Genomic DNA, 20871 nt, shown 5'->3' with positions numbered 1-20871 from the left:
TTTCTCGAACCATGACCGCCCGCCCGTGGACGCTGCTGCACGGCCCCTTGTTCACGCGCAGCAACCCGCTCGAGCGAAAGCACGCGGCGCAGCGGATCAGCGCCTACATCTACGGCAACATCCTGATCCTCGCCGCGCTGATCCCGCTGCACGTCACCGATGACTTCGTCGGCATCCTCATCCTCCTCGGCACCGCGGGATCGACCTTCGTCGCGCACGTGTTCGCCGAGGCCGTCGCGCGGCGGGTGAACGACGGGACGCCCGCGCCGTCGAAGGCCAGCGTGCTGGGACACCTACGCGACTCGGTGCCCATCCTGACCTCGGCGTCGGTACCGTGCGTGATCCTGGCGATGGGGTGGCTCGACTGGATCGAGCCGCGCACCGCGCAGCTGGCCGCCGAGATCGTGATCCTGGCGCGCATCGGCGGGACGGTGTTCGTCATCGATCGCCTGAACAACGAACGTCCCGGTCGGGCAACGTTGCTCGGGGCGTCCGCGGTCACCGTGGTGGCGACGGCGATCGTCGTCATCAAGGTCATCGTGACGCACTGAGACCCGGCCGGGCCGGCGATCAGCCTCCGGCGCCCTCGGTGGTCACCGTCAGGATCGCCTCGGTGTATTCGGGACGGCAGATGATCAGGTCGGGCAGGTAGGTGTCCTCGTTGTTGTAGACCAGCGGCGAGCCGTCGATCCGGCCGCACCACAGGCCTTTCGCCTTGGCCACGGCGACCGGCGCGGCCGAATCCCACTCGTACTGGCCGCCGGCGTGGACATAGGCTTCAGCCTCGCCGCGGACCACGGCCATCGCCTTGGCACCCGCGGACCCCATCTGCAGCACCTCGCCGCCCATCGCGGCGGCCACCTCATCGGCGAAAGCCGGGGGGCGAGAACTACTCACGACGACGCGCGGCACTCCACTGCGGGGTCGCGACGCCAGCCCTTCGGCGGGTTCGACGGCGGTGTCGTCGTCGAGGTAGGTCACCCCGAGCGCCGGCAGCGCGACCGCCCCCGCGATCAGTCCGTCGGTCGCCGACCACAGGGCGACGTGCACCGCCCAATCGGTGCGATCGGTCGTCCCGTACTCGCGGGTGCCGTCGACGGGGTCGACGATCCAGACCCGGGAGGCACCCAGGCGAGATTTGTCGTCCGCCGATTCCTCCGACAACACCGCATCGTCGGGCCGTTCCTCGGCCAGCCTGCCGAGGATGAGGTCGTCGGCCTGCCGGTCTCCGGCATCGCCGAGTTCCCTGCCCGACAGGCCGCTGTTGCGGCGGATGTCCAGCAGGAGTTCGCCTGCGGCGGTGGCGAGTTCACCGGCAAGTGCGCGATCGTCGGTCACGAGTTCCCTCTCGGTTGGTTCCCCGGGCTCCGGTGAGCTGTACCCAGCGGCACCCGTTCGCAATCACGGGCCTGCGGATCGAGGTCACAGTCCGAGGTTACGGAGCACCAGATCGGCGGCGTCTGTGGGCGCACCGTCGTCGGGGGTGATGATCAGTTCGGCGTTCGTCGGCCGTTCGTAGGGCGAGTCGATGCCGGTGAACTGGCTGATCTCTCCCCGCCGCGCCTTGCCGTACAGCCCCTTCGGGTCTCGGCGCTCGCATTCCTCGATCGGGGTGTCGACGAAGATCTCGTAGAACGGCAGACCGCGCTGGGCGTGGATCTCGCGGGCCCGTTGCCGTTCCTCGGCGAACGGACTGATCAGCGAGACGATGGCGATCGACCCCGAATCGGCGAACAACGCGGCGACCTCACTGGTCCGGCGGATGTTCTCGCGCCGGTCGTCGTCGGAGAAGCCGAGGTCGGAGTTGAGTCCGTGCCGCAGGTTGTCACCGTCCATCAGATACGCGGGGCGCCCCTCCGCGACGAATCGGCGTTCGAGTTCCACCGCCAGCGACGATTTGCCCGACCCCGACAGCCCGGTCAGCCAGATCGTGGCGCCCTGGTGTGGCCGGTGTTCGCGGGAGACCTTGGTGGACTGCCAGACGACGTGACTGTCGTGGCTGACGGGCGCGGTGATCATGCCCGCGCCGACGGTGCGGTTGGTGACCTCGTCGATCAGGATGAAGCTGCCGGTGTCCCGGTTGCGCCGGTAGGAGTCGAACATGACCGGGTCCTGGGTGTGCAGGGTGACCCGGCCGATCTCGTTGAGCGACAACCCTTCGGCCTGCTCGTCACGATGCAGCGAGTTCACGTCGAGCCGGTAATTGAGCCCGCTGACCTGTGCGCGGGTGAGGCGGGTACCGCACAGCAACTGATAGCGGGTCCCCTGGCTCAGTTCGGCGTCCTCGGCGAACCAGCACACCATCGCGTCGAGGTCGCGGCCCACATACGGACGGTTGTTGGGCCGGGCGAGCATGTCGCCGCGCACGATGTCGATCTCGTCGGCGAGCTCCACCGACACCGCCATCGACGCGAACGCCTCGTCGACCCGGACTCCACCCGGAGCCCAGATGTCGGTGATGGTCGTACTGAAACCACTTGGCAGGACGACGACTTCGTCACCGATGGCGAACACGCCGCCGGCGACGGTACCCGCGTACGCGCGGTGATCGTTGCCGTCGCTGCGCTGGGGACGGATCACGTACTGGACCGGCAACCGGGCGTCGATGAGGTTGCGGTCGGAGGCGATGTAGACGTTCTCGAGATGGTTGAGCAGCGGCCGTCCCTCATACCAGGGCATGTGCACCGACTGCTCGACCACGTTGTCGCCGCGCAACGCCGACAACGGGATGAACGTCAGGTCGACGACGTTGAGCTTGGCCGCGAAATCGACGAAGTCGGCGCAGATCTCGTCGAACCGTTCCTGAGACCACTCGACGAGGTCCATCTTGTTGACGCAGATCGTCAGGTGCGGGATGCCGAGCAACGACGACAGGAAGGCATGGCGCCGGGTCTGTTCGAGGACCCCTTTGCGGGCGTCGATGAGGATCATGGCGAGGTCGGCGGTCGACGCCCCGGTCACCATGTTGCGGGTGTACTGCACGTGCCCGGGGGTGTCGGCGATGATGAATTTCCGCTTGGGCGTGGCGAAATAGCGATATGCGACATCGATGGTGATGCCCTGCTCACGTTCGGCGCGCAGGCCGTCGGTCAGCAGTGCGAGGTTCGCGTACTCGTCGCCGCGCTCGGCGCTGGTCCGCTCGATGGACTCGAGTTGGTCGGTGAAGATCGCCTTCGAGTCGTAGAGGAGGCGGCCGATGAGCGTCGACTTGCCGTCGTCGACCGATCCCGCGGTCGCCAGGCGCAGCATCTCGGTGGCGCCCCCGGGCACGCTGCCGATACTCATCAGAAGTACCCCTCTTTCTTGCGGTCTTCCATGCCCGACTCCGAGATCCGGTCGTCGGCGCGGGTAGCGCCGCGTTCGGTCAGTCTCGTCACCTCGATCTCCTCGATCACCTTGGTGACGTCGTCGGCGCCCGACAGCACACAGCCGGTGCAGGTGGCGTCGCCGACCGTCCGGAACCGCACGGTCTCGGTCCGCGCCTCCTCACCGGGAAGGGTCTGCAGGAAACGGGTTTTCGCCAGCAGCATGCCGTCGCGCGGGATCACCTCGCGCTCGTGGGCGTAGTAGATCGACGGGAGATCGATGTTCTCGGCGGCGATGTACTGCCAGATGTCGAGTTCGGTCCAGTTCGACAGCGGGAAGACCCTGATGTGCTCGCCCTTGGCATGACGTCCGTTGTAGAGCCGCCACAGTTCGGGACGTTGCTCACGCGGATTCCAGGCCCCGAACCGGTCACGGAAGCTGAACACCCGCTCCTTGGCGCGCGCCTTCTCCTCGTCGCGGCGCGCACCGCCGAACACCGCGTCGAAGCGGTTCTCGGTGATGCCGCGAAGCAATGCGGCTGTCTGCAACCGGTTACGGCTGGCACCGGGCCCGGTCTGTTCGACGACGCGTCCGGCGTCGATGTCGTCCTGGACCGAGCTCACGATGAGCCGGACGCCGGTGTCGGCGACCACGCGGTCGCGGTAGGCGATCACCTCGTCGAAGTTGTGGCCGGTGTCGACGTGCATGAGCGGGAACGGGATCGGCGCGGGCCAGAAGGCCTTGCGGGCGAGGTGGAACATGACCACGGAGTCCTTGCCGCCCGAGAACAGCAGGACCGGACGTTCGAAGGTCGCCGCGACCTCGCGGAAGATGTGCACCGACTCGGCCTCGAGTTCGGCGAGGTGCGACAGTTCGTAGCCGTGCTGGTGGACGTGCCGGTTGTCGGTGTCGGTCCTGCTCGTCACCATGCGCCCCCTTGACATGTCGAATATTCGACACTAAGTGTTGACAATGTGACACAAACCGTAGGTGACCTTTCGGAGCCGCGTCAACCGGCGCGCGCCGCGTCGCCGCCGACATCGCGGGTCGTGCGCATCGTCGAACTCCTGGCCGGTGCGGGTCAACCCCCTCTGACCCTGGCCGAGATCGTGCGTCGGACCGGACTGTCCCGCGCAACCGCGCACGCGATCGTGTCCGAACTCGTCGAGCAGGGATGGCTCGTCCGCGATTCCGTGTCGGGCACATTCGCCATCGGTCCCGCCTTCGTCGCCCTCGCGCGGATCGCCGGCGGCGCCGACCACCTCACCCCCTGGGCCGCAGCGGCGGCGCGCGACCTCTGCCATCGGTTCGAGATCCCCTGCTTCGTCGCCCGGCGCACCTCGCCGGACATGGTGACCCTCACCGCGCACGCCTTCCCGCCTCATCTGGCCCCCGACTCCGAACCCCATCCGTGGCTGCGCAACGGCAGCCGCATCCGGCTCCGGCCGCCGATCTGCCGCGAGTTCATCGCCTGGGATTCCGCGGACTCACAAGCGGCCTGGATCGCGCAGGCGGCCGAGTCCAGCCGCACTCGTCTACGACTGGTCCTCGACGTCGTCGCCGAACGCGGCTATTCGATCGAGCGGATGACCGACGACCATGCGGCGATCATCGGGGCACTGGGCTCGCTCGACACCGTCTCGGACACCCTCCGCGCCCGGGTCGGCGATCTGCTCACCGAGCTGTCGTTGATCGACTACCTCCCCGAAGAGGTCGACGCCTGCGCCGCCACCGGCGCCGACATCCCGGTGGTCACCATCGGCGCACCGATCTTCGACGCCGGACGACGCGTGGTCGCCGCGCTCGTCGCCTGCCCCAACAACGCGCTCGGCGCCGACGACCTGCACGAGCTCGCCGAGTCGGCGCGACTCGCCGCCGAGGCGGTCTCGGCCCACCTGCGCTGAGCAGCAGGCAGGCACCCCATCGAATGACCGACTCGGAGCGGAAACCAGTACGAATCATTCCGACTGCGGGAAACTGTCACCACCAGAGTCACGTCATCTTCGAGGAGTCGGCCCATGTCCAGCACCAAGACGATCACCCGATTGGCCTCCGCCGCCATCGCACTGGCCTCGGCAGCAGTTCTCGGCGTCGCCGGAACCGGCACCGGCGACGCCGCCCCGGTGTCACGCGAGTTCCCCCTGTCGAACTGCGTCGGGCTGAGCCCGAACGTGGTCGACGTGCCGTTCCTGGCGCGACGCACCATCGTCAGTTCTTACGGTGGCAACGCCTATATCGCCGTCGACTTCCCCAGCTACTTCCCCGGCGGTTACCAGTCCGCCGCCCGCCTGGACTGGCGCAACCCCGGCACCGGCAAGCGCGGCACCAAGATCAGCAATGTCCGGGTGAACCCGCCCTACCAGGGCGTCCACTACTTCGTTCTACCGCAGAAGCAGATCGGCAAGGGCCGCGTCGACGTCACCTTCAGCGCGGTCAATCGCAACGCGTTGTGGGCCATCCCGTCGACGAGCTGCACCGGGACGATCGTCGTGCCTTGAGGCGTCCGGGCACTCCTTCGGGACCGGGCCTTACCAACCAAGCACTTGCTAGGTTAGTCTCGTGGGCATGAGCGAAGCCGTCATCCCGCCCCCACTCGGACCCGACGATCTGGGCCCGGACACCTCACCCGTCGCCTATGAGACCGGTGGACCCGAGGGCGCCGTCGCGTATGTGACGCTGAACCGCCCCGAATACCGCAACGCGCAGAACTCGGTGATGACCTATTCGCTCGACGCGGCCTTCCGCAAGGCGGTCGAGGACTCCTCGGTCAAGGTCATCGTGCTGCGCGCCAACGGCAAGCACTTCTCGGCCGGACACGACATCGGCACCCCCGAACGCGACTTCGACACCTACTACGAGAACGCCGCGGTCCTGCACTGGGATCACACCGACAAGACCGGCGCCGACCAGCGCCTCGCCCGCGAGATGGAGGTCTACATGGGGATGTGCCGCCGCTGGCGGGAGATCCCCAAGCCGCTGATCGCACAGGTGCACGGCGCCTGCATCGCCGGCGGCCTGATGCTCGCCTGGATCTGCGACTTCATCGTCGCCTCCGACGACGCATTCTTCTCCGACCCGGTGGCACGCATGGGCATCCCCGGCGTCGAGTACTTCGCACACGCCTACGCACTCGGCACCCGGCGGGCCAAGGAGATCCTGTTCACCGGTGAACGTTTCACCGCCACACAGGCCGCCGACTGGGGCATGGTCAACCACGTCGTGCCGCGAGATGACCTGCAGACCAAGGTCAACGAGATCGCCGAGAAGGCCGTCGCGATGCCGATGCAAGGGCTCTTCCTCAGCAAGAAGGCCGTCAACATCTGCGAAGACCAGATGGGACTGCGCAATTCGATGGACTCGGTCTTCGGCTGGCACCACTACGCGCATTCGGCCAACGCCGAGGCCGGTGGCGACTCACTGGGCGGCATGGACGCGAAATCGATGAAGGCCGGCGCGACAACGCCTTCGGGATCGGGGAGCTGACATGGACCTGATGTTCGACGACGCCGCCGAGGCGTTCCGCGCCGAAGTACGTACCTGGATGGCGGACAACGTTCCGCAAGAACCCCTCCCGTCGATGGACACCGCCGAGGGTTTCGAGGCCCACCGTGAGTGGGAGCGGAAGCTGGCCGCCGATCGCATGTCGGTGGTCAGTTGGCCGGAGGAGTTCGGCGGACGCGACGCACCACTGCTGCACTGGGTCATCTTCGAGGAGGAGTACTACCGTTCCGGTGCGCCCGGCCGCGTGAGCCAGAACGGCATCTTCCTGCTGGCACCCACCCTGTTCGAACACGCGAGTCCCGCACAGCTCGAGAACATCCTGCCCAAGATGGCCAACGCCGAGGAGATCTGGGGCCAGGCGTGGAGCGAGCCGGAGGCCGGCAGTGACCTCGCGTCGTTGCGGTCGACCGCGGTGCGCACCGAGGGCGGCTGGCTGCTCAGCGGCCAGAAGACCTGGAGCTCACGCTCGAGCTTCGCCGACCGCGCCTTCGGTCTGTTCCGCACCGACAAGCAGGCGCAACGGCACAAGGGCCTGACCTATTTCATGTTCGACCTGCGCGCCGAGGGCGTCACCGTCCGCCCCATCGCACAGCTCGACGGCGAGGCCGGATTCGCAGAAGTGTTCCTGGAGAACGTCTTCGTCCCCGACGACCCGTCCGACCCGGGCGCGTCCGGGGTCATCGGCGAGGTCGACAACGGATGGCGGGTGGCGATGAGCACCGCCGCCAACGAACGCGGCCTGTCGCTGCGCGCGCCGGGACGGTTCCTCGCCACCACGGACCGTCTGGTGGAGCTCTGGCGTTCCAACCGCGACGACGTGCCGTCGACGGCGAACGCCGACGCGCGTGTCGCCGACGCGTGGATCGGTTCCCGCGCCTACGAACTGTCGACCTATCAGACGGTGAGCCGTCTCGCCGCCGGCGGCTCACTGGGCATGGAATCGTCGATCAACAAGGTCTTCTGGTCGCAGTGGGACATCGCCGCCCACGAGACGGCCCTCGACCTGCAGGGGGCCGCCGCCGAGCTCGACGACCCGTGGATGGACGGTTACCTGTTCTCCTTGTCCGGCCCGATCTACGCCGGCACCAACGAGATCCAACGCAACGTCATCGCCGAGCGACTCCTCGGCCTTCCTCGCGGAGATCGGTAGAATCCCATGGACTTTCAACTCTCCGACATCCACACCGACCTGGCATCGACGGTCGACGCGATGCTGGGCAAGGCCGACATGCCTGCCGCGGCACGTGCCTGGGCCGCCGGTGATCGCACCGCGGTCGCCAAGGTGTACTCCCAGCTCGCCGACGCCGGGATCAGCGGCTTGCTGATCGATGAATCGCATGGCGGGAGCAGCGCGGGCGCCGTGGAGATGGTCGTCGCGGTCGAACAGCTCGGACGTCACTGCGCGCCCGGGCCGATCGCCGAGAGCGTTGCGGTACTGCCGGTCCTGTTCCGTGACGCCGACGTGTCCGGCCGGTACCTGAGCGAGCTCGCCGAAGGTCGCCTCGCGACCTGTGCGATCGCCCCGCTGCAGCCGATGGCACCCGACGTGGCGTCCGCGGATGTGTATGTCGTCGTCGACGGTGTGCTGTCGACGGCTTCGGTGGAGGGCACCGAGGCCTCCGTCGACCCGACACGCACACTGTCCCGGGTGGCGCCGGACAAGCAGCTCGCGTCCGGGGTCGACGCCTCCGATGCCGCCGACGCCGGTGCACTCGCCACCGCCGCACAGCTCCTCGGGCTCGGCCAGGCGATGCTCACGATCGCCGCGCAATACGCGCAGTCCCGCAAGCAGTTCGGCAAGCCCATCGGTTCATTCCAGGCGGTCAAACACCACCTCGCCGATGTGGCGATCGCCATCGAGATGGCCCGCCCGCTGGTCCATGCCGCCGCACTCGGGATCGACGGGCAGGTTCCCGAGGACACCGATGTGTCCCGGGACGTCTCGGCGGCGAAGGTCGCCGCGGCCGACGCCGCACACCTGTCGGCGCGTCGCTCACTGCAGGTGATGGGAGCGATCGGCTACACCGCCGAACACGACATCTCGTTGTACATCACCAAGACCCGCGCGCTGCTCAGCGCCTGGGGCGCTCCCGCCGTGCACCGCCAACACATCCTGGAGACGTTGTGACCGTGAACGTTGACTCCGGGACCCTGTCCCCCGCGATCTCACCGGAGGAGCGCGAAGCGCTCGCCGAGTCGGTGCGCGACCTCCTCCGGCGCCGAGGGGATTCGGCTGCGGTCCGCTCCGCGATGGCCTCGCCCGGCCGGATCGACGCGAGTCTGTGGCAGACCCTGTGCACCGAGATCGGGGTCGCCGCACTCCCGATCCCCGAAGCGCACGGCGGTGCGGGTGCGAGCTGGCTGGAAACCGCCGCCGTCCTCGAAGAACTCGGCGCCGCGCTGAGCCCCGTCCCGGCTTTCGGCTCGGCGGTACTCGCCACCTCGGCGGTGATGCTGGCCGCGGATGACGACGCCTCGTCGAGGTTGCTCGGAGATCTGGCCGCCGGTGAGCGGATCGCCGCACTCTGTTGGGCCGGCGAACGCGGCTGCGACCGCCCCGGCGTGCACGCCGACGCCGGACTGCTCTCCGGCACGGCGCATTACGTCGTCGACGCCGAGTCGGCGGATGTGTTCCTCGTCTTGGCCTCCGGCCCGGGTGAGCACGTCACCCTGCACGAGGTGGCCGCCGACTCCCCGGGCGTGACGGTGTCACCGATGCCGGTTCTGGACCCCACCCGCGCGCTGGCCTCCGTCCGCTTCGACGAGGTCGCCTCGACCGTGATCCCCGCCCCCGCCGACCTCGCGGCACGCCTGCGAACACTCGCCTGGGCACTGCTGTCGGCCGAACAGGTCGGTGGCGCGCAGCGCGCACTGGATCTCACCGTCGAATACACCAAGTCGCGCAAGCAGTTCGGTCGCATCATCGGATCGTTCCAGGCGCTCAAACATCGCATGGCCGACATGTATGTGCTCGTCGAGACGGCCCGGTCGATCTCGCGGGCGGCCGTCGCGGCGGTCGCCGCCGACGCGCCCGACGCCGCCGAACTCGCTCTGGCCGCGCACGTCTACTGCTCCGACGCCTACCGCAGCATCACCGGCGAGGCGATCCAGTTGCACGGCGGCATCGGCATCACCTGGGAACACGACATCGGCCTCTATTTCAAACGCGCACAGAGCACCTCACAGCTGCTCGGTGCGCCTCACAGCGCGGTCGCGCACGCCGCCGCAGGTCTTCGTTAGAGGAACGTCACCGACGGGCCGTGTTCGGGCTCGACCCCTCAAACGGCCGGTTTCCGAATCCGGTCGAGCATCCGCTCGGCCGGATCGGTGAGGACCAGCAACAGCAGGGGTACGTTGCCGCTGCGCGGGAACACGATGGCGATGATCAGGGCGACCGCCAGCACCAGCAGGGTGCCCAGTCCGCCGGAGAACTGCCTCCACCGTTCGGTCTGCTCGTCGTCGACGAGCAGGTCGCGATGACGCTGGCCCCATCGCGCAATGGCGACCAGCGCGGCCACCGACACCGCGAGGACTCCGATGTAGAGCACATTGGCCTGCTCGACGTGCTCGCCGTCGACGAGTGCGGTGGCGAACGGTAGCGCCACGATCGTCAGCAGCCAGACGAAGTGCAGGTTGACGATCGTCCGGTCATAGGCACGGAAGTACTCCATCGTCTGGTGGTGCTGCCGCCACAGGATCCAGATCACCACGAAGCTCACGAGGAAGCTGCCGAGCTCGACGGACTTGTCCGACACGACGTCGGCCACCGTGGTGCCCTCGCGCAGTTCGCTCGCGATGTCGACGAGCGGCAGCACCAGCAGGGTGAGTGCGATGGCGACCACGGCATCCGCGAACGCGATCAGCCGGCTCAGACCCTCCGCGGACCGCCGGTTCTCCGGTGCTGGCATGGGTTGCACTGTAGAACCGAAAGCGCACCGGCGCCCGGCGATCGCCGGACTGCACTTGGCGGCCGTACGCTGTTCAGCGTCCGAACGCCGCCTCGACCATCTCTTCGTCGAGCCCGTAGTCGGCCAGTTGGTAGCGGTGCTGTGGTTTTCGCGCCCCCGAACGGCTCTCCTCGTCGAGCGCTGCCACCGCGCCGCGCGCGGCGTCCGACATCGGGATGTCGAGAGCGGCGTACACGCGTTCGACGGTACCCATCGGATCCGAACGCAGATCGACGAAGTCGATGTCGAGGAACTGGTCGCGGTCGTATCTGGTTCGCGCGGCGGAGAACTCCCGCAATCCGCGCGACCACAGCTCCAGCTGATCGCGGCCGATCTGGTCACCGGTGAAGGTCGTCGACCATCCCGGGGTGGCGTGTTCGGCCAGGCTGCACATCGACGCGATGATGGTGCTGGGCTCCCGATGCGTCTGGATGACCAGCGCGTCCGGGTACGCCGCCATCAAGGCGTCCAGCGCGAACAGGTGACTCGGGTTCTTGAGCACCCACCTTTTTCCCGGGTCGTTCAGGCCGATCAGTTGCAGGTTGCGCCGGTGACGCCGGTACGCCGGCGTCCAGTCCTGCGCGGCGAGCCACTGTGAGTAGGTGGGGATGTGGGCCAGTGATTCGTACGAGATCGACATGACGCTCTGGCGCAACAACTGCCAGCATTCCTCGACCTCGCCCGCATCCATGTAGTGCAGGCCCATGAACTCCGGATTCTCCACATGGTGCTGCTCGAAGCCGGACTGGATCTGCTGGTAGACCGGGTTGTCGGTCCAGGTCTCCCGCGGGGGCCGGGGCTGCGGGAACTCCGCCAGCCACATCTCTAGGCCCTGATGGTTCGGGTCGGCGGCGAGAAGACGGTGCAGCGCAGTCGTTCCCGTGCGCGGCAGGCCGGTCACGAAGATCGGCCGGGTGACCTCGACGTCGGCGTGCGCCGGATTCGCCTTCCACGACGCCTCGCTCAGCAATCTGGCGATCAGGGCGCCCTTGAGGAAGAAGCGGAACATCTTGCTGCCCAGCTCGGTCAGGCCGGCCTCGGCCCGATACGAGTCGAGCAGGATGCCCAGCGCTTCGAGGTAGTCGGGGTCGCCGAAGTCGTCCAGGCCGGTGGCGCGTGTCGCCGAGGAGTGCAGATCCTCGATCGTCCCGACGTCGGTCCGAGCCGCACTAGTCATGGTATTCACCGCAATTCACGTCCAGCGTGTGCCCGGTGATGGCCCGCGCCATCGGGGAGGCGAGGAACACGACGGCGTCGGCGATCTCGTCGGGTTCGGGCAGACGCTTGAGGTCCGACTTCGAGGCGGTCTGTTCGTAGACCTGCTCGGGGGTGATCCCGTACTTCTTGGCGACCTCGCCGAAGTACCACTTCAGCTGGTCGTCCCAGATGTAGCCCGGTGCGACCGAGTTGACGCGGATCCCCTTGTCGCCGAGCTCGGTCGCCAACGACTGGGACATGGCCAGCAGTGCCGATTTGGCGATCTTGTAGCTGCCGTACCGCGGTTCGGAGTGCCGGATGACCATCGAGTTGATGTTCACGATCGAGCCGTCGGCGTCGGCCAGCGTGTCGGTGAACGCTCGGATGACGCGCAGCGTACCCAGCACCGTCACGTCGATACTGGCGGCGATCTGGTCGAGGTCGGTGCGTCCCAGCGGCTTCATCGACGGCAGGGCGAAGGCATTGTTGACCAGCACGTCCGCCCGCCCGAACTCGGCGACGGTGGTGGCCACGAGATTGTCGACCGCGGCGTCGTCGGTGATGTCGGAGGGCACCACCAGACTGGTGCCGCCGGCCGCATCGATCTCGGCGGCAACCTCTTTCAACCGGGACTCGGTACGGGCCGCGAGCACCACCCGTGCGCCTTCGGCGGCCGCGCGCAGGCAGATCGACCGCCCGAGACCCGGTCCCACCCCCGATACGACGACCACCTTGTCGTCCAGCAGTCCGGCACCGGGCACTCCAGCACTCATCCCAGCATCCTCTCCGCGAACGCGCGTTGCCGCGCCGCGATCCGCTCCGCCCAGCCGTCGGCGTCGATCTTGTTGTGCTCGAGATACGGCAGGTGCGTGTGCACCTCGTCGAAGCCGACCACCTCGGCGGACGGCCCGAGGTCGGGCCCGATCGGCGAATCGGTCCGCTGCCAACGGAACTGCAGGATGCCCTTCGACCGCCCGGTGGTCTCGATCCAGTTGGCCACGCCCGGATCGCGGTGCGCCACCACCATCCGGATCATCCCGTCCGGATCGACCTGCGCCTGAGCCGAGTTGAGGCTGGTCTGGTGGTTGACGTAGTCGAGCGAGATGTACCACATGCTGCCGAGCTGAAAGCCCTGATAGGGCGCATCCGAACGCGGGATGGTGATGACCATGGCCTCATCGGGCCCCAGCCGGAAATGCCCGACGGACGAGAACTGGGTACTCAGGCCTCCCGGCGTCTGCCGCGGCGGGGTGAAGGTGTTGACCGGCTCGTCGAGGTAGAACCACTTGGGGAAGTTGAACCAGGTGTTGATGCGCGCCGTGAGCATCTTGCCTGCGGTGGCGTAGCGCCTGGAGACGCGTGCCAGATCGGGTTCGGCCGGCGCGGTCCCCACCGTGTCGACACGTTCGACGGTGATCGACCCCTTGCGCTCGGTCCAGTCGGAGTAGACCTCGCGTACCGCCAGCATCGACGCCCCGTCGCCGAGCGCGAAGTAGCCTGCGGGCGGGTCGGCGATCGGCGGGCCGAACGTGAGCTCGAATGTCCCGTCGTCGGCGATGTCGAGGCGGCGGTCGTCGAACGCGTCCTCACCACCGGGAACCGCCGACGCCGTGTAGTCGCCGCGCAGGACCTGGAAGCTGAGATCGGTGGTGGTGCCGCGGCGGCCGCGGACCACGTAGGTGCCCGACGGTTCGACGTCGGCGTGGTAGTAGAGCGTGTCCGGGTTGTCCAGCCCCATCTTGGTCGCCGGCCCGGTGGAGGTGACGAAGTTCGGGTGCGACAGCGATCGCGCCCGGACGAGCTGGACGATCGCGGCGATGCTGCCGGCCAGATAGTCGTACCCCTCGGCCAGATCCTGCTCGGTCTCGGCGAATTCGGCTGCGGTGACGAGCTTCTCGGCCTCGGCGATCGCGTCGGTGAGCGGCTGGGTGACCAGAGGCCGGGTCACCGGTGTCTGGGGGGCGTCGTCGGTGTCGGTGGTGCTGTCCGGACTCACAGCCACGTGTCCCCGCCCGTCCACGTCAAGAAGTTCTCCAGTTCTGCCTGCGCGGGGGTGACCCGCGGGTGTTCGGTCGAGAGGTAGCCGCCGCGGTAGAACAGCAGAGGCTTGTCCTGCAACACCTCTCCGAGCGTGAGTGCCCGGCCGATCACGATGTGGTGGTCTCCGCCGTCGGTGACGCTCTCGACGTCGCACTCCACCCAGGTGAGCCCGTGCCGGATGACCGGCAGACCCGCCGGTGACGGGTCCCAGGTGATGTTGGCGAACTTGTCGTCACCGGGCGCACCGAAAGCCGCGCTGACGTCCTGTTGCCGATTGGAGAGGATGTTGACGCAGAACTTGCCGGTCTCCTCGATGACCTTCCAGCTCCGCGAGGTCTTCATCGGACAGAACAGCACGAGCGGCGGGTCGAGGGAGAGCGCGGCGAAGGACTGGCAGGCGAACCCCACCGGGCCGCCGTCGGGGCCGAGGGTCGTGATGACCGTGACACCGGTGCAGAACTGACCCATCGCGGTGCGGAACTGCCGGGAATCGAACTCGGCGGAACCGTAGGGCGTCCGCGTGGAAGTCCGCTGGGTCATGTCAGCTCTTGAATCCGACGGTGAAATCGTGTCCCCACAGGCTCACCGCGGTGCTTTCCCGCGCGATCCACTCGTCGTCTTTGACCGTTCTTCCCTCACAGCCGAATTCGACGTCGAATCCGCCGGGGGTCTTCATGTAGAAGGAGAGCATCAGGTCGTTGACGTGCCGGCCCAGCGTCGCCGACATCGGGACCTTCTTGCGCAGCGCGCGGTCGAGGCACAGGCCGACGTCGTCGGAGTTCTCCACCTCCACCATCAGGTGGACGATCCCGGTGCTGTTGGGGATCGGCAGGAACGCGAGCGAATGGTGCCGAGGGTTGCAGCCGAGGAAACGCAGCCACGGGACCTCGTCACCCTCTTCCCGTCCGACGACCTGCGGCGGCAGCCGCATGGAGTCGCGGAGCCTGAATCCCAGGACGTCCCGGTAGAACTCGAGTGCCGCCTTGTCGTCTGAGCAGGTGAGCACGACGTGGCCGAGGCCCTGCTCTTCGGTGACGAACCGATGACCGTAGGGGCTCACGATGCGCCGGTGCTCGAGTGCCGCACCGTGGAAGACCTCGAGGGTGTTGCCTGCCGGGTCGTCGAAGACGATCATCTCCGCCACCCGACGGTCGGCGACCTCTTCGTCCTTGCCCTCGCGGAACAGCACACCCGCACGCGACAGGCTGTCGCGAACCTGCTGCAGCGCTGCGGCGTTGGCGACCTCCCAGCCCGCACTGGACAGCCGGTCGTGCTCGGACGGGACGATCACCAGTCGCGCCGGGAAATCGTCCATCCGAAGGTAGAGCGCGCCTTCGGTGAGCCCGGACCCCTCGATCATGCCGAGTACCTTCAGCCCGTAGGTGCGCCATGCCTCGACGTCGGTGGCCTCGATCCTCATGTATCCCAGCGACCGGATCGGACTCTCACTCATCTGATGACTCCTGAAGTTGTGCCTGATCGAGCGTCTGTTGCACCCTGCTCACACCATCGTGTCACCGATGGGAATCCCGAACTCGCCGTTGCCGAATGCCACGTATGCGCGTTCGGGATCGTTGGCGGCGTGCACACGACCGGCGTGTGCGTCTCGCCAGAACCGCTGGATCGGGGTGCCGTTCTCCAGGGCATGCGCGCCGGAGTTCTCGAAGAGCCGGTCGATGGCCGAGATGGCCCGCCCGGTGGCGCGCACCTGATCTCGACGCGCGGCCAGCCGCAGTTCCATCGGGACCTCCTCGCCCGCCACGATGAGGTCGTATTCGGCCTGCAGGTTGCCCGACAGCTGGCGCCAGGCGGCGTCGATGTCGCTGGCCGCCTCGGCGATACGGACCTTGGCGAAGGGATCCTCCTTGGCCTTCTCGCCGGCGTACGCGGCGCGGACACGCTTGCCCTGATGCTCGACGTGGGCGTGGTAGGCGCCGTAGGCCATGCCGACGATGGGCGTCGCAATGGTGCTGGGATGAATTGTGCCCCAAGGCATCTTGTAGACGGGCGCGGTGTTGATCTCGAGCCCCGGACTCTGGCCCATCGACATCGTGCGCATGCTCAGCATGCGATGCGTGGGCACGAAGACGTCCTTGACCTCGATGGTGTTGGAGCCGGTACCGCGCAGGCCGACGACGTTCCAGACGTCCTTGATGGTGTAGTCCTCGCGCGGGATGAGGAAGCTGACGAAGTCGACGGGCTTGCCGTTCTTGATGACCGGACCGCCCACGAAGACCCAGTCCGCGGTCTCGCAACCCGACGACCAGGCCCAGGAACCGTTGACCTTGTAGCCGCCGTCGACCACCTCGCCCATGCCCATCGGGGCGTACGACGACGAGATGCGGACGTTGGTGTCCGATCCCCAGACATCCTCCTGCGCCCGCTGGTCGAAGAGCGCGAGGTGCCAGTTGTGGACGCCGATGATGCCCGACACCCAGCCGGTGGAACCGCACGCCGAGGCGATGCGGCGGACAGCCTCGTAGAACGTGACCGGATCGACCTGATGGCCGCCCCACTGCTCGGGCTGCAGCAGCCTGAAGAAGCCGGCGGTCTCGAGGCTCGACACGGTCTCGTCAGGGATGCGTCGCAGGTCCTCGGTGGCCTGTGCGCGCTGCTCGATCTCCGGGAGCAGCGCGTTGATCTTCTCCAGGACCTGCTCGGCGGCTTCGCTCCGTTGTGCTGGCATCTCGCCTGCTCCTACTCGTCTCTTCTCGACCGGACAACGCCGGCCGCTGCACTCACGAGTTCGAGATTAGAACACGTTCTCATTTCTGTCGAGCACCGGGACTTTGTGCCCATGTACAGGCCCGATCGCGCTTACGGGACGCGTTCCGCCTGACAAATCTGAAACGTGTTCTAGTATTGAACGCATATCCCCGACGCGACACGAGTCACAGACAGGAGAGGGCACATGTCATCAGCACCCGACACGATGACCCCGAACACAGGCGCAACCGGTGGCGCCGCCCCCGACCACGCCGACGTGGGCATCCGCGAGATCGACACCGGCGCCCCGCCCACCCGGTTCGCCCGCGGGTGGCACTGCCTGGGCCTGCTCGAGGAATTCTCCGACGGCGAACCCCACTCGGTGCAGGTGTTCGGGACCAAGCTGGTGGTCTGGGTCGACACCAAGGGCGAGGTCAACGTGCTCGACGCCTTCTGCCGTCACATGGGTGGCGACCTCTCCCAGGGCAGGCTGTCGGGGGACAACGTCGCCTGCCCGTTCCACGGCTGGATGTGGAAGGGCAACGGACGCTGCGCGGGCGTGCCCTACGCCAAGCGCAATCCCAAGCTGGCCAAGACCCGCTCGTGGCCGTCGATGGTCCGCAACGGCCAGGTCTTCGTCTACAACGACCCCGAGGGCAACCCGCCGCCCGAGGAGTGCATCATTCCCGCGCTCGAGGAGTTCGGCTCCGACGAGTGGACGCCGTGGACCTGGAATCGCATTGTCATCGAGGGTTCCAACTGTCGCGAGATCATCGACAACGTCGTCGACATGGCGCACTTCTACTATGTCCACTTCGCGCTGCCGGACTACTTCAAGAACGTCTTCGAAGGCGAGATCGCCGCGCAGTACATGAACTCCCACGGCCGGCCCGACGTCACCCTCGGCACCAACTACGGTGACAGCCGGCTGGAATCCATCGCCGCGTATTACGGGCCGTCGTACATGCTCAACCCGATGATCCAGTACTACGGCGGGTACGCGGTCGAGACCATCCTGACCAACTGCCACTACCCGATCGACGAGAACTCCTTCGTCCTCATGTACGGCGTGATGGCCAAGGTGCCCGAGGGCCTCACCGCCGAGCAGGCCGCGAAGATGGCCACCAAGATCAGCGCCGGCGTCGAGGTCGGCTTCCTCCAGGACGTCGAGATCTGGAAGAACAAGACCCGTATCGACAACCCCCTCCTCGTCGAAGAGGACGGGCCTGTCTACCAGCTCCGCCGCTGGTACGACCAGTTCTACGTCGACAAGGCCGACGTCACCGACGAGATGACCGGCCGGTTCGAATACGAGATCGACACCGCCAAGGCTCTCGAGAGTTGGAACGAGGAGATCCAGGAGAATCTTCGACGCCAAGAAGCCGAGAAGGCCGAACAAGAGCAGACCGAGACCGCGGCGGACACCACCAAGGCCGAGGTGTGACGATGACCCGGGCTGTGTCGCGATCACCCGGGTGGGCCAAGGCACCCGATTTTCACGACGATCCCGACCGGGCGGCCCGGGTCCAGGCGGCCACCGAGCGCGACCGCGAGCACTACCTGTCCGGCGGCATGCGCGAGATCGAATGCCGCGCATGCCATGCCTGCGTGATGGTGAAGAAGACCAGCTCGTTCCACACCAGCGTGCAGTGGAACGCCGACGCCCGGAACCGCTGCCACGGTCTCGAGCAGATGCGCGCCGGCGGGGACGAGACGAGCGGCACCGGGGGTAACGGACCGCTCCTGCCGGGCGCGATGATGCCCACCTGCGCACGACTGTCCGCGAGTATCGACCACGGCGTCATCGAGGGCATCATTCCCGCCGGGTCGCCGGACACCGATCCCGACGGCTACTGGTGATCTGCCGGGAGAATTTGCCGGCACCGCAATCACATTAGGCAACACAAGCCTCAGGCATCACATCAGTCACGCGTGCGTCACGTGTCGAGAACGAAGGGCGACACGCCGCCCGCGCTCGGTCACGCTGACGTCATGTCCGATTTGCGAACCCGCTGTACGCGGGTCACCTGCGCTGTTGCCATTTCCGCCGCTCTGTCCGTCGCGGCGCCGTTCGCGGGTTCTCCTTTTGCCGATGCCGGTCGCGCCGCCGCGGCCGGTTCCAGCTCCGGCTCCAGCGACTCGACAGGCTCGGTGCCGATCTACCTCCCCATCCCCACCCCCACCGGCCTGACCGCCCTCGCCGCGGCGATGACTCAGATCGGCAAACCGTACCGATGGGGTGGCACCGGCCCCCACTCCTGGGACTGCTCCGGCCTGATGCAGTGGGCCTTCTACACCGCAGGCGTCAAACTGCCCCGGACCAGCCAGCAACAGGCGAGGGTCGGCAATGCGATCCCGCTCAGCGCCCTCGCCCCCGGCGACATCATCATCTTCGGCCGCGACGCCGGTCACGTCGGCATCTACGCCGGCGGCGGCCGCCTGTTCAACGCCTACACCACCGGCAAACCCATCGGCTTCACCAAGGTCAAGGACATGGGTCCCATCAAGACGATTCGTCGTTTCGGCTGACCCGCGCAACACCGGCCGCACCCCCTGACCACACCGAGGTCACGACCGCGAACCCCACGACGACGAGCAACAGCACCGCGACAACAACGGTGCCGACCAGCCCGTAACCCGGCTGCATCGTCGGGAGGTCGAGGTCGAGTGCCTGCGACACGCGTTCGGAGAACAGGTGCGCGGCGGGGTCGCTCAGCGTCCGGATGCCCACGACAAGTGCGATGACCGACGCCAGACCGATCAGCCCGATGGCCGCAGGCCGGAGCCGGGCGCGCCACCACGCGAGTGCGGCGACCACGGCGATCACGGCGCCGAGCAGGATCACGCTCAGGCCTGGGCGATCGGTGTTGTCCTCGAAGAAGAACGCCACGTCTTCGTCGCTCGCACCCGGCACGGTGACGCGGCCGAGGCCCGTGATCGACGGCTGGACCCCTTCGTCGGTGCTGCCCCACTCCACCTGCGCGAGTAGCACGAGCAGCAGTCCCCCGACGAGTGCGGCGGGCCACACGAAGCCGCGGAGCCGGTCGACGGTGAGGTGTTGCGTCGTCATCCGACAAGAGTGCCACGCGCCCCCGGCGTCGATCCGGCCACGCCGCCGCCATCGGTGGTTCCGGGCGTCGATCCGGCCTGGGTGCTCCCTCGGACGGCTTGGGCGAATCGTTCCGCGACCGATGAGTTTGCGCGACCCTGGAGGTCAGAAGTGTCAGCAGCAAACACAACCGAGTAGTGACGAGAGGACGCGACGATGGCTGAGTACGCAGCCCCCTCGGGGGCGCCGATCTGGTTCGACCTGATGAGCAGCGACACCGCGAAGGCCGAGGACTTCTACGGCCAGATCTTCGGCTGGGAGGCCGAGACACCGAACGAGGAGTTCGGTGGCTACCGCAACTTTTACAAGAACGGCAAGCGCGTCGCCGGGCTGAGTCCGACGATGGAGGGCGCCGGGCCGCCCAACATCTGGTCGGTGTATCTGCACGCCGAGGACGCCGAGGCCACCGCGAAGGCGGTCGAGGCGGCGGGCGGCAGCATCATGGTGCCGCCGATGGCGATCGGCGACGAGGGCACGATGATGGTGGCCGTCGACACCGCCGGCGCGGTCATCGGGTTCTGGCAGCCGGGCACCCACCAGGGTTACGCCGAGTACGGCGACCACGGCACGCCGTACTGGTTCGAGTGTCAGAGCAAGGACTACGCCAAGTCCCTGGACTTCTACCGCACGGTGCTCGGGGCGCGGATCGAGGAGGTCGGCACCGGAGGCGACCCCGATGCCGTCGGACCCGACAATTACGGTCAGATCTTCTACGGCGACCTGTCGTACGCCGGGATCATGGACGCCGCCAAGATGTTTCCGCCCGAGGTGCCGTCGTTCTGGCAGCTCTACATCACCGTCGACGACGTCGCGGCGAGCGTGAAGCAGGCCGAGACCCTCGGCGCCGAGATCCTGATGCCCGGCGAGGACACCCCATGGGGAACACTCGCCGCGATCAAGGACCCGCTGGGTGCGTTGATCTGCCTGGGCCATCCGCCGGCAGGCATGTGATCGCAGCCGTACGTGGCCGGACCGGAGCTCCACCGCCCGAGTCCGGCCACGCCGGTAGGCGTCGCATTCACTGATTCGCTGTTGAGTTCTCAAAGGACACACACGATCCCGGAC

General features: G+C 67.3%; 22 protein-coding genes. 11 read left to right on the top strand and 11 right to left on the bottom strand.

Annotated elements, in window-relative coordinates; translation table 11 throughout:
- Positions 1 to 11: 11 nt before the first annotated feature.
- Entirely contained in the window at positions 12 to 551 is a 540-nt protein-coding gene (locus H1R19_RS04130; protein WP_188329556.1) for a hypothetical protein, read from the top strand.
- A 19-nt stretch (positions 552 to 570) separates the two neighbouring features.
- Here H1R19_RS04130 and H1R19_RS04125 read toward each other — a convergent pair whose 3' ends face one another.
- From H1R19_RS04125 to cysD, 3 genes are all read right to left on the bottom strand, one after another.
- Positions 571 to 1338 (bottom strand): 3'(2'),5'-bisphosphate nucleotidase CysQ, encoded by a 768-nt coding sequence (locus H1R19_RS04125; RefSeq protein ID WP_188329555.1) that lies wholly within the window; start codon positions 1336 to 1338, stop codon positions 571 to 573.
- Between the two features lie 84 nt (positions 1339 to 1422).
- Positions 1423 to 3285: an adenylyl-sulfate kinase gene (gene cysC / locus H1R19_RS04120; protein WP_219850635.1), complete on the bottom strand. Its 1863-nt coding sequence runs from the start codon at positions 3283 to 3285 to the stop codon at positions 1423 to 1425.
- Complete coding sequence (gene cysD / locus H1R19_RS04115; RefSeq protein ID WP_188329553.1) at positions 3285 to 4235, bottom strand: sulfate adenylyltransferase subunit CysD; 951 nt, start codon at positions 4233 to 4235, stop codon at positions 3285 to 3287. Before cysD ends, cysC begins: the two co-directional genes overlap by 1 nt.
- A gap of 45 nt (positions 4236 to 4280) precedes the next feature.
- Between cysD and H1R19_RS04110 the strand changes: the two genes are divergently transcribed.
- The 6 genes from H1R19_RS04110 (at position 4281) to H1R19_RS04085 (ending at position 10047) form a co-directional block, all read left to right on the top strand.
- Complete coding sequence (locus tag H1R19_RS04110; protein ID WP_219850634.1) at positions 4281 to 5210, top strand: IclR family transcriptional regulator; 930 nt, start codon at positions 4281 to 4283, stop codon at positions 5208 to 5210.
- A 114-nt stretch (positions 5211 to 5324) separates the two neighbouring features.
- A complete protein-coding gene (locus H1R19_RS04105) occupies positions 5325 to 5804 on the top strand; it encodes a hypothetical protein (protein ID WP_219850633.1) in 480 nt (159 codons plus the stop codon).
- Positions 5805 to 5871: 67 nt separating this feature from the next.
- Complete coding sequence (locus H1R19_RS04100; RefSeq protein ID WP_219850632.1) at positions 5872 to 6789, top strand: enoyl-CoA hydratase; 918 nt, start codon at positions 5872 to 5874, stop codon at positions 6787 to 6789.
- Between the two features lies 1 nt (position 6790).
- Positions 6791 to 7957 carry an acyl-CoA dehydrogenase family protein gene (locus H1R19_RS04095; RefSeq protein ID WP_188329549.1) on the top strand — a complete coding sequence of 389 codons (1167 nt, stop codon included), beginning with the start codon at positions 6791 to 6793 and terminating at the stop codon, positions 7955 to 7957.
- A gap of 6 nt (positions 7958 to 7963) precedes the next feature.
- A complete protein-coding gene (locus tag H1R19_RS04090; protein WP_188329548.1) occupies positions 7964 to 8935 on the top strand; it encodes an acyl-CoA dehydrogenase family protein in 972 nt (323 codons plus the stop codon).
- Positions 8936 to 8937: 2 nt separating this feature from the next.
- The gene (locus H1R19_RS04085; protein ID WP_188329738.1) at positions 8938 to 10047 is read left to right on the top strand and encodes an acyl-CoA dehydrogenase family protein; all 1110 of its coding nucleotides are present in this window, start codon (positions 8938 to 8940) and stop codon (positions 10045 to 10047) included.
- Positions 10048 to 10085: 38 nt separating this feature from the next.
- On the opposite strand, the gene H1R19_RS04080 is transcribed toward H1R19_RS04085, so the two are convergent.
- The 7 genes from H1R19_RS04080 to hsaA all read right to left on the bottom strand — a co-directional run bounded on the left by H1R19_RS04080 (position 10086) and on the right by hsaA (position 16677).
- On the bottom strand, positions 10086 to 10715 hold the full coding sequence (locus H1R19_RS04080) for a TMEM175 family protein (RefSeq protein WP_188329547.1): 630 nt from the start codon (positions 10713 to 10715) through the stop codon (positions 10086 to 10088).
- 73 nt (positions 10716 to 10788) lie between these two features.
- The gene (locus H1R19_RS04075) at positions 10789 to 11931 is read right to left on the bottom strand and encodes a sulfotransferase family protein (RefSeq protein ID WP_188329546.1); all 1143 of its coding nucleotides are present in this window, start codon (positions 11929 to 11931) and stop codon (positions 10789 to 10791) included.
- Complete coding sequence (locus tag H1R19_RS04070; protein WP_188329545.1) at positions 11924 to 12724, bottom strand: SDR family oxidoreductase; 801 nt, start codon at positions 12722 to 12724, stop codon at positions 11924 to 11926. The genes H1R19_RS04075 and H1R19_RS04070 overlap by 8 nt, the downstream gene beginning before the upstream one ends.
- Positions 12721 to 13899: a hypothetical protein gene (locus tag H1R19_RS04065; RefSeq protein WP_219851518.1), complete on the bottom strand. Its 1179-nt coding sequence runs from the start codon at positions 13897 to 13899 to the stop codon at positions 12721 to 12723. The genes H1R19_RS04070 and H1R19_RS04065 overlap by 4 nt, the downstream gene beginning before the upstream one ends.
- Before the next feature lie 44 nt (positions 13900 to 13943).
- A complete protein-coding gene (gene hsaB, locus H1R19_RS04060) occupies positions 13944 to 14531 on the bottom strand; it encodes a 3-hydroxy-9,10-secoandrosta-1,3,5(10)-triene-9,17-dione monooxygenase reductase subunit (RefSeq protein ID WP_219850631.1) in 588 nt (195 codons plus the stop codon).
- Position 14532: 1 nt separating this feature from the next.
- On the bottom strand, positions 14533 to 15444 hold the full coding sequence (hsaC, locus tag H1R19_RS04055; RefSeq protein ID WP_188329543.1) for an iron-dependent extradiol dioxygenase HsaC: 912 nt from the start codon (positions 15442 to 15444) through the stop codon (positions 14533 to 14535).
- Positions 15445 to 15492: 48 nt separating this feature from the next.
- Entirely contained in the window at positions 15493 to 16677 is a 1185-nt protein-coding gene (hsaA, locus tag H1R19_RS04050; RefSeq protein ID WP_219850630.1) for a 3-hydroxy-9,10-secoandrosta-1,3,5(10)-triene-9,17-dione monooxygenase oxygenase subunit, read from the bottom strand.
- A gap of 225 nt (positions 16678 to 16902) precedes the next feature.
- Between hsaA and H1R19_RS04045 the strand changes: the two genes are divergently transcribed.
- From H1R19_RS04045 to H1R19_RS04035, 3 genes are all read left to right on the top strand, one after another.
- Complete coding sequence (locus H1R19_RS04045; protein WP_188329541.1) at positions 16903 to 18141, top strand: 3-ketosteroid-9-alpha-monooxygenase, oxygenase component; 1239 nt, start codon at positions 16903 to 16905, stop codon at positions 18139 to 18141.
- A gap of 2 nt (positions 18142 to 18143) precedes the next feature.
- The gene (locus H1R19_RS04040) at positions 18144 to 18557 is read left to right on the top strand and encodes a hypothetical protein (protein WP_188329540.1); all 414 of its coding nucleotides are present in this window, start codon (positions 18144 to 18146) and stop codon (positions 18555 to 18557) included.
- 132 nt (positions 18558 to 18689) lie between these two features.
- Positions 18690 to 19226, top strand: coding sequence for a C40 family peptidase (locus H1R19_RS04035; protein WP_188329539.1), 537 nt, complete (start codon positions 18690 to 18692; stop codon positions 19224 to 19226).
- Here H1R19_RS04035 and H1R19_RS04030 read toward each other — a convergent pair.
- Entirely contained in the window at positions 19201 to 19767 is a 567-nt protein-coding gene (locus H1R19_RS04030) for a hypothetical protein (RefSeq protein WP_188329538.1), read from the bottom strand. The two genes, H1R19_RS04035 and H1R19_RS04030, sit on opposite strands and share 26 nt — an antisense overlap.
- A 195-nt stretch (positions 19768 to 19962) precedes the next feature.
- Between H1R19_RS04030 and H1R19_RS04025 the strand changes: the two genes are divergently transcribed.
- Positions 19963 to 20757, top strand: coding sequence for a VOC family protein (locus H1R19_RS04025; RefSeq protein WP_219850629.1), 795 nt, complete (start codon positions 19963 to 19965; stop codon positions 20755 to 20757).
- The last annotated feature ends 114 nt before the right edge of the window (positions 20758 to 20871 follow it).

Origin of the sequence: Gordonia jinghuaiqii (assembly GCF_014041935.1) — a bacterium.
GTDB lineage: Bacteria > Actinomycetota > Actinomycetes > Mycobacteriales > Mycobacteriaceae > Gordonia > Gordonia jinghuaiqii.
Note: the sequence above shows the minus strand (reverse complement) of the source record. Positions and strands in the feature narration are given on the sequence as shown.

Bases quoted from the DNA above. Each gene is read 5' to 3' on its own strand.
- H1R19_RS04130 (WP_188329556.1), top strand. From the start codon at position 12: ATGACCGCCCGCCCGTGGACGCTGCTGCACGGCCCCTTGTTCACGCGC.
- cysC (WP_219850635.1), bottom strand. From the start codon at position 3,285: ATGAGTATCGGCAGCGTGCCCGGGGGCGCCACCGAGATGCTGCGCCTG.
- cysD (WP_188329553.1), bottom strand. From the start codon at position 4,235: ATGGTGACGAGCAGGACCGACACCGACAACCGGCACGTCCACCAGCAC.
- H1R19_RS04105 (WP_219850633.1), top strand. From the start codon at position 5,325: ATGTCCAGCACCAAGACGATCACCCGATTGGCCTCCGCCGCCATCGCA.
- H1R19_RS04100 (WP_219850632.1), top strand. From the start codon at position 5,872: ATGAGCGAAGCCGTCATCCCGCCCCCACTCGGACCCGACGATCTGGGC.
- H1R19_RS04095 (WP_188329549.1), top strand. From the start codon at position 6,791: ATGGACCTGATGTTCGACGACGCCGCCGAGGCGTTCCGCGCCGAAGTA.
- H1R19_RS04090 (WP_188329548.1), top strand. From the start codon at position 7,964: ATGGACTTTCAACTCTCCGACATCCACACCGACCTGGCATCGACGGTC.
- H1R19_RS04080 (WP_188329547.1), bottom strand. From the start codon at position 10,715: ATGCCAGCACCGGAGAACCGGCGGTCCGCGGAGGGTCTGAGCCGGCTG.
- H1R19_RS04075 (WP_188329546.1), bottom strand. From the start codon at position 11,931: ATGACTAGTGCGGCTCGGACCGACGTCGGGACGATCGAGGATCTGCAC.
- H1R19_RS04070 (WP_188329545.1), bottom strand. From the start codon at position 12,724: ATGAGTGCTGGAGTGCCCGGTGCCGGACTGCTGGACGACAAGGTGGTC.
- hsaB (WP_219850631.1), bottom strand. From the start codon at position 14,531: ATGACCCAGCGGACTTCCACGCGGACGCCCTACGGTTCCGCCGAGTTC.
- hsaC (WP_188329543.1), bottom strand. From the start codon at position 15,444: ATGAGTGAGAGTCCGATCCGGTCGCTGGGATACATGAGGATCGAGGCC.
- hsaA (WP_219850630.1), bottom strand. From the start codon at position 16,677: ATGCCAGCACAACGGAGCGAAGCCGCCGAGCAGGTCCTGGAGAAGATC.
- H1R19_RS04045 (WP_188329541.1), top strand. From the start codon at position 16,903: ATGTCATCAGCACCCGACACGATGACCCCGAACACAGGCGCAACCGGT.
- H1R19_RS04040 (WP_188329540.1), top strand. From the start codon at position 18,144: ATGACCCGGGCTGTGTCGCGATCACCCGGGTGGGCCAAGGCACCCGAT.
- H1R19_RS04035 (WP_188329539.1), top strand. From the start codon at position 18,690: ATGTCCGATTTGCGAACCCGCTGTACGCGGGTCACCTGCGCTGTTGCC.
- H1R19_RS04030 (WP_188329538.1), bottom strand. From the start codon at position 19,767: ATGACGACGCAACACCTCACCGTCGACCGGCTCCGCGGCTTCGTGTGG.
- H1R19_RS04025 (WP_219850629.1), top strand. From the start codon at position 19,963: ATGGCTGAGTACGCAGCCCCCTCGGGGGCGCCGATCTGGTTCGACCTG.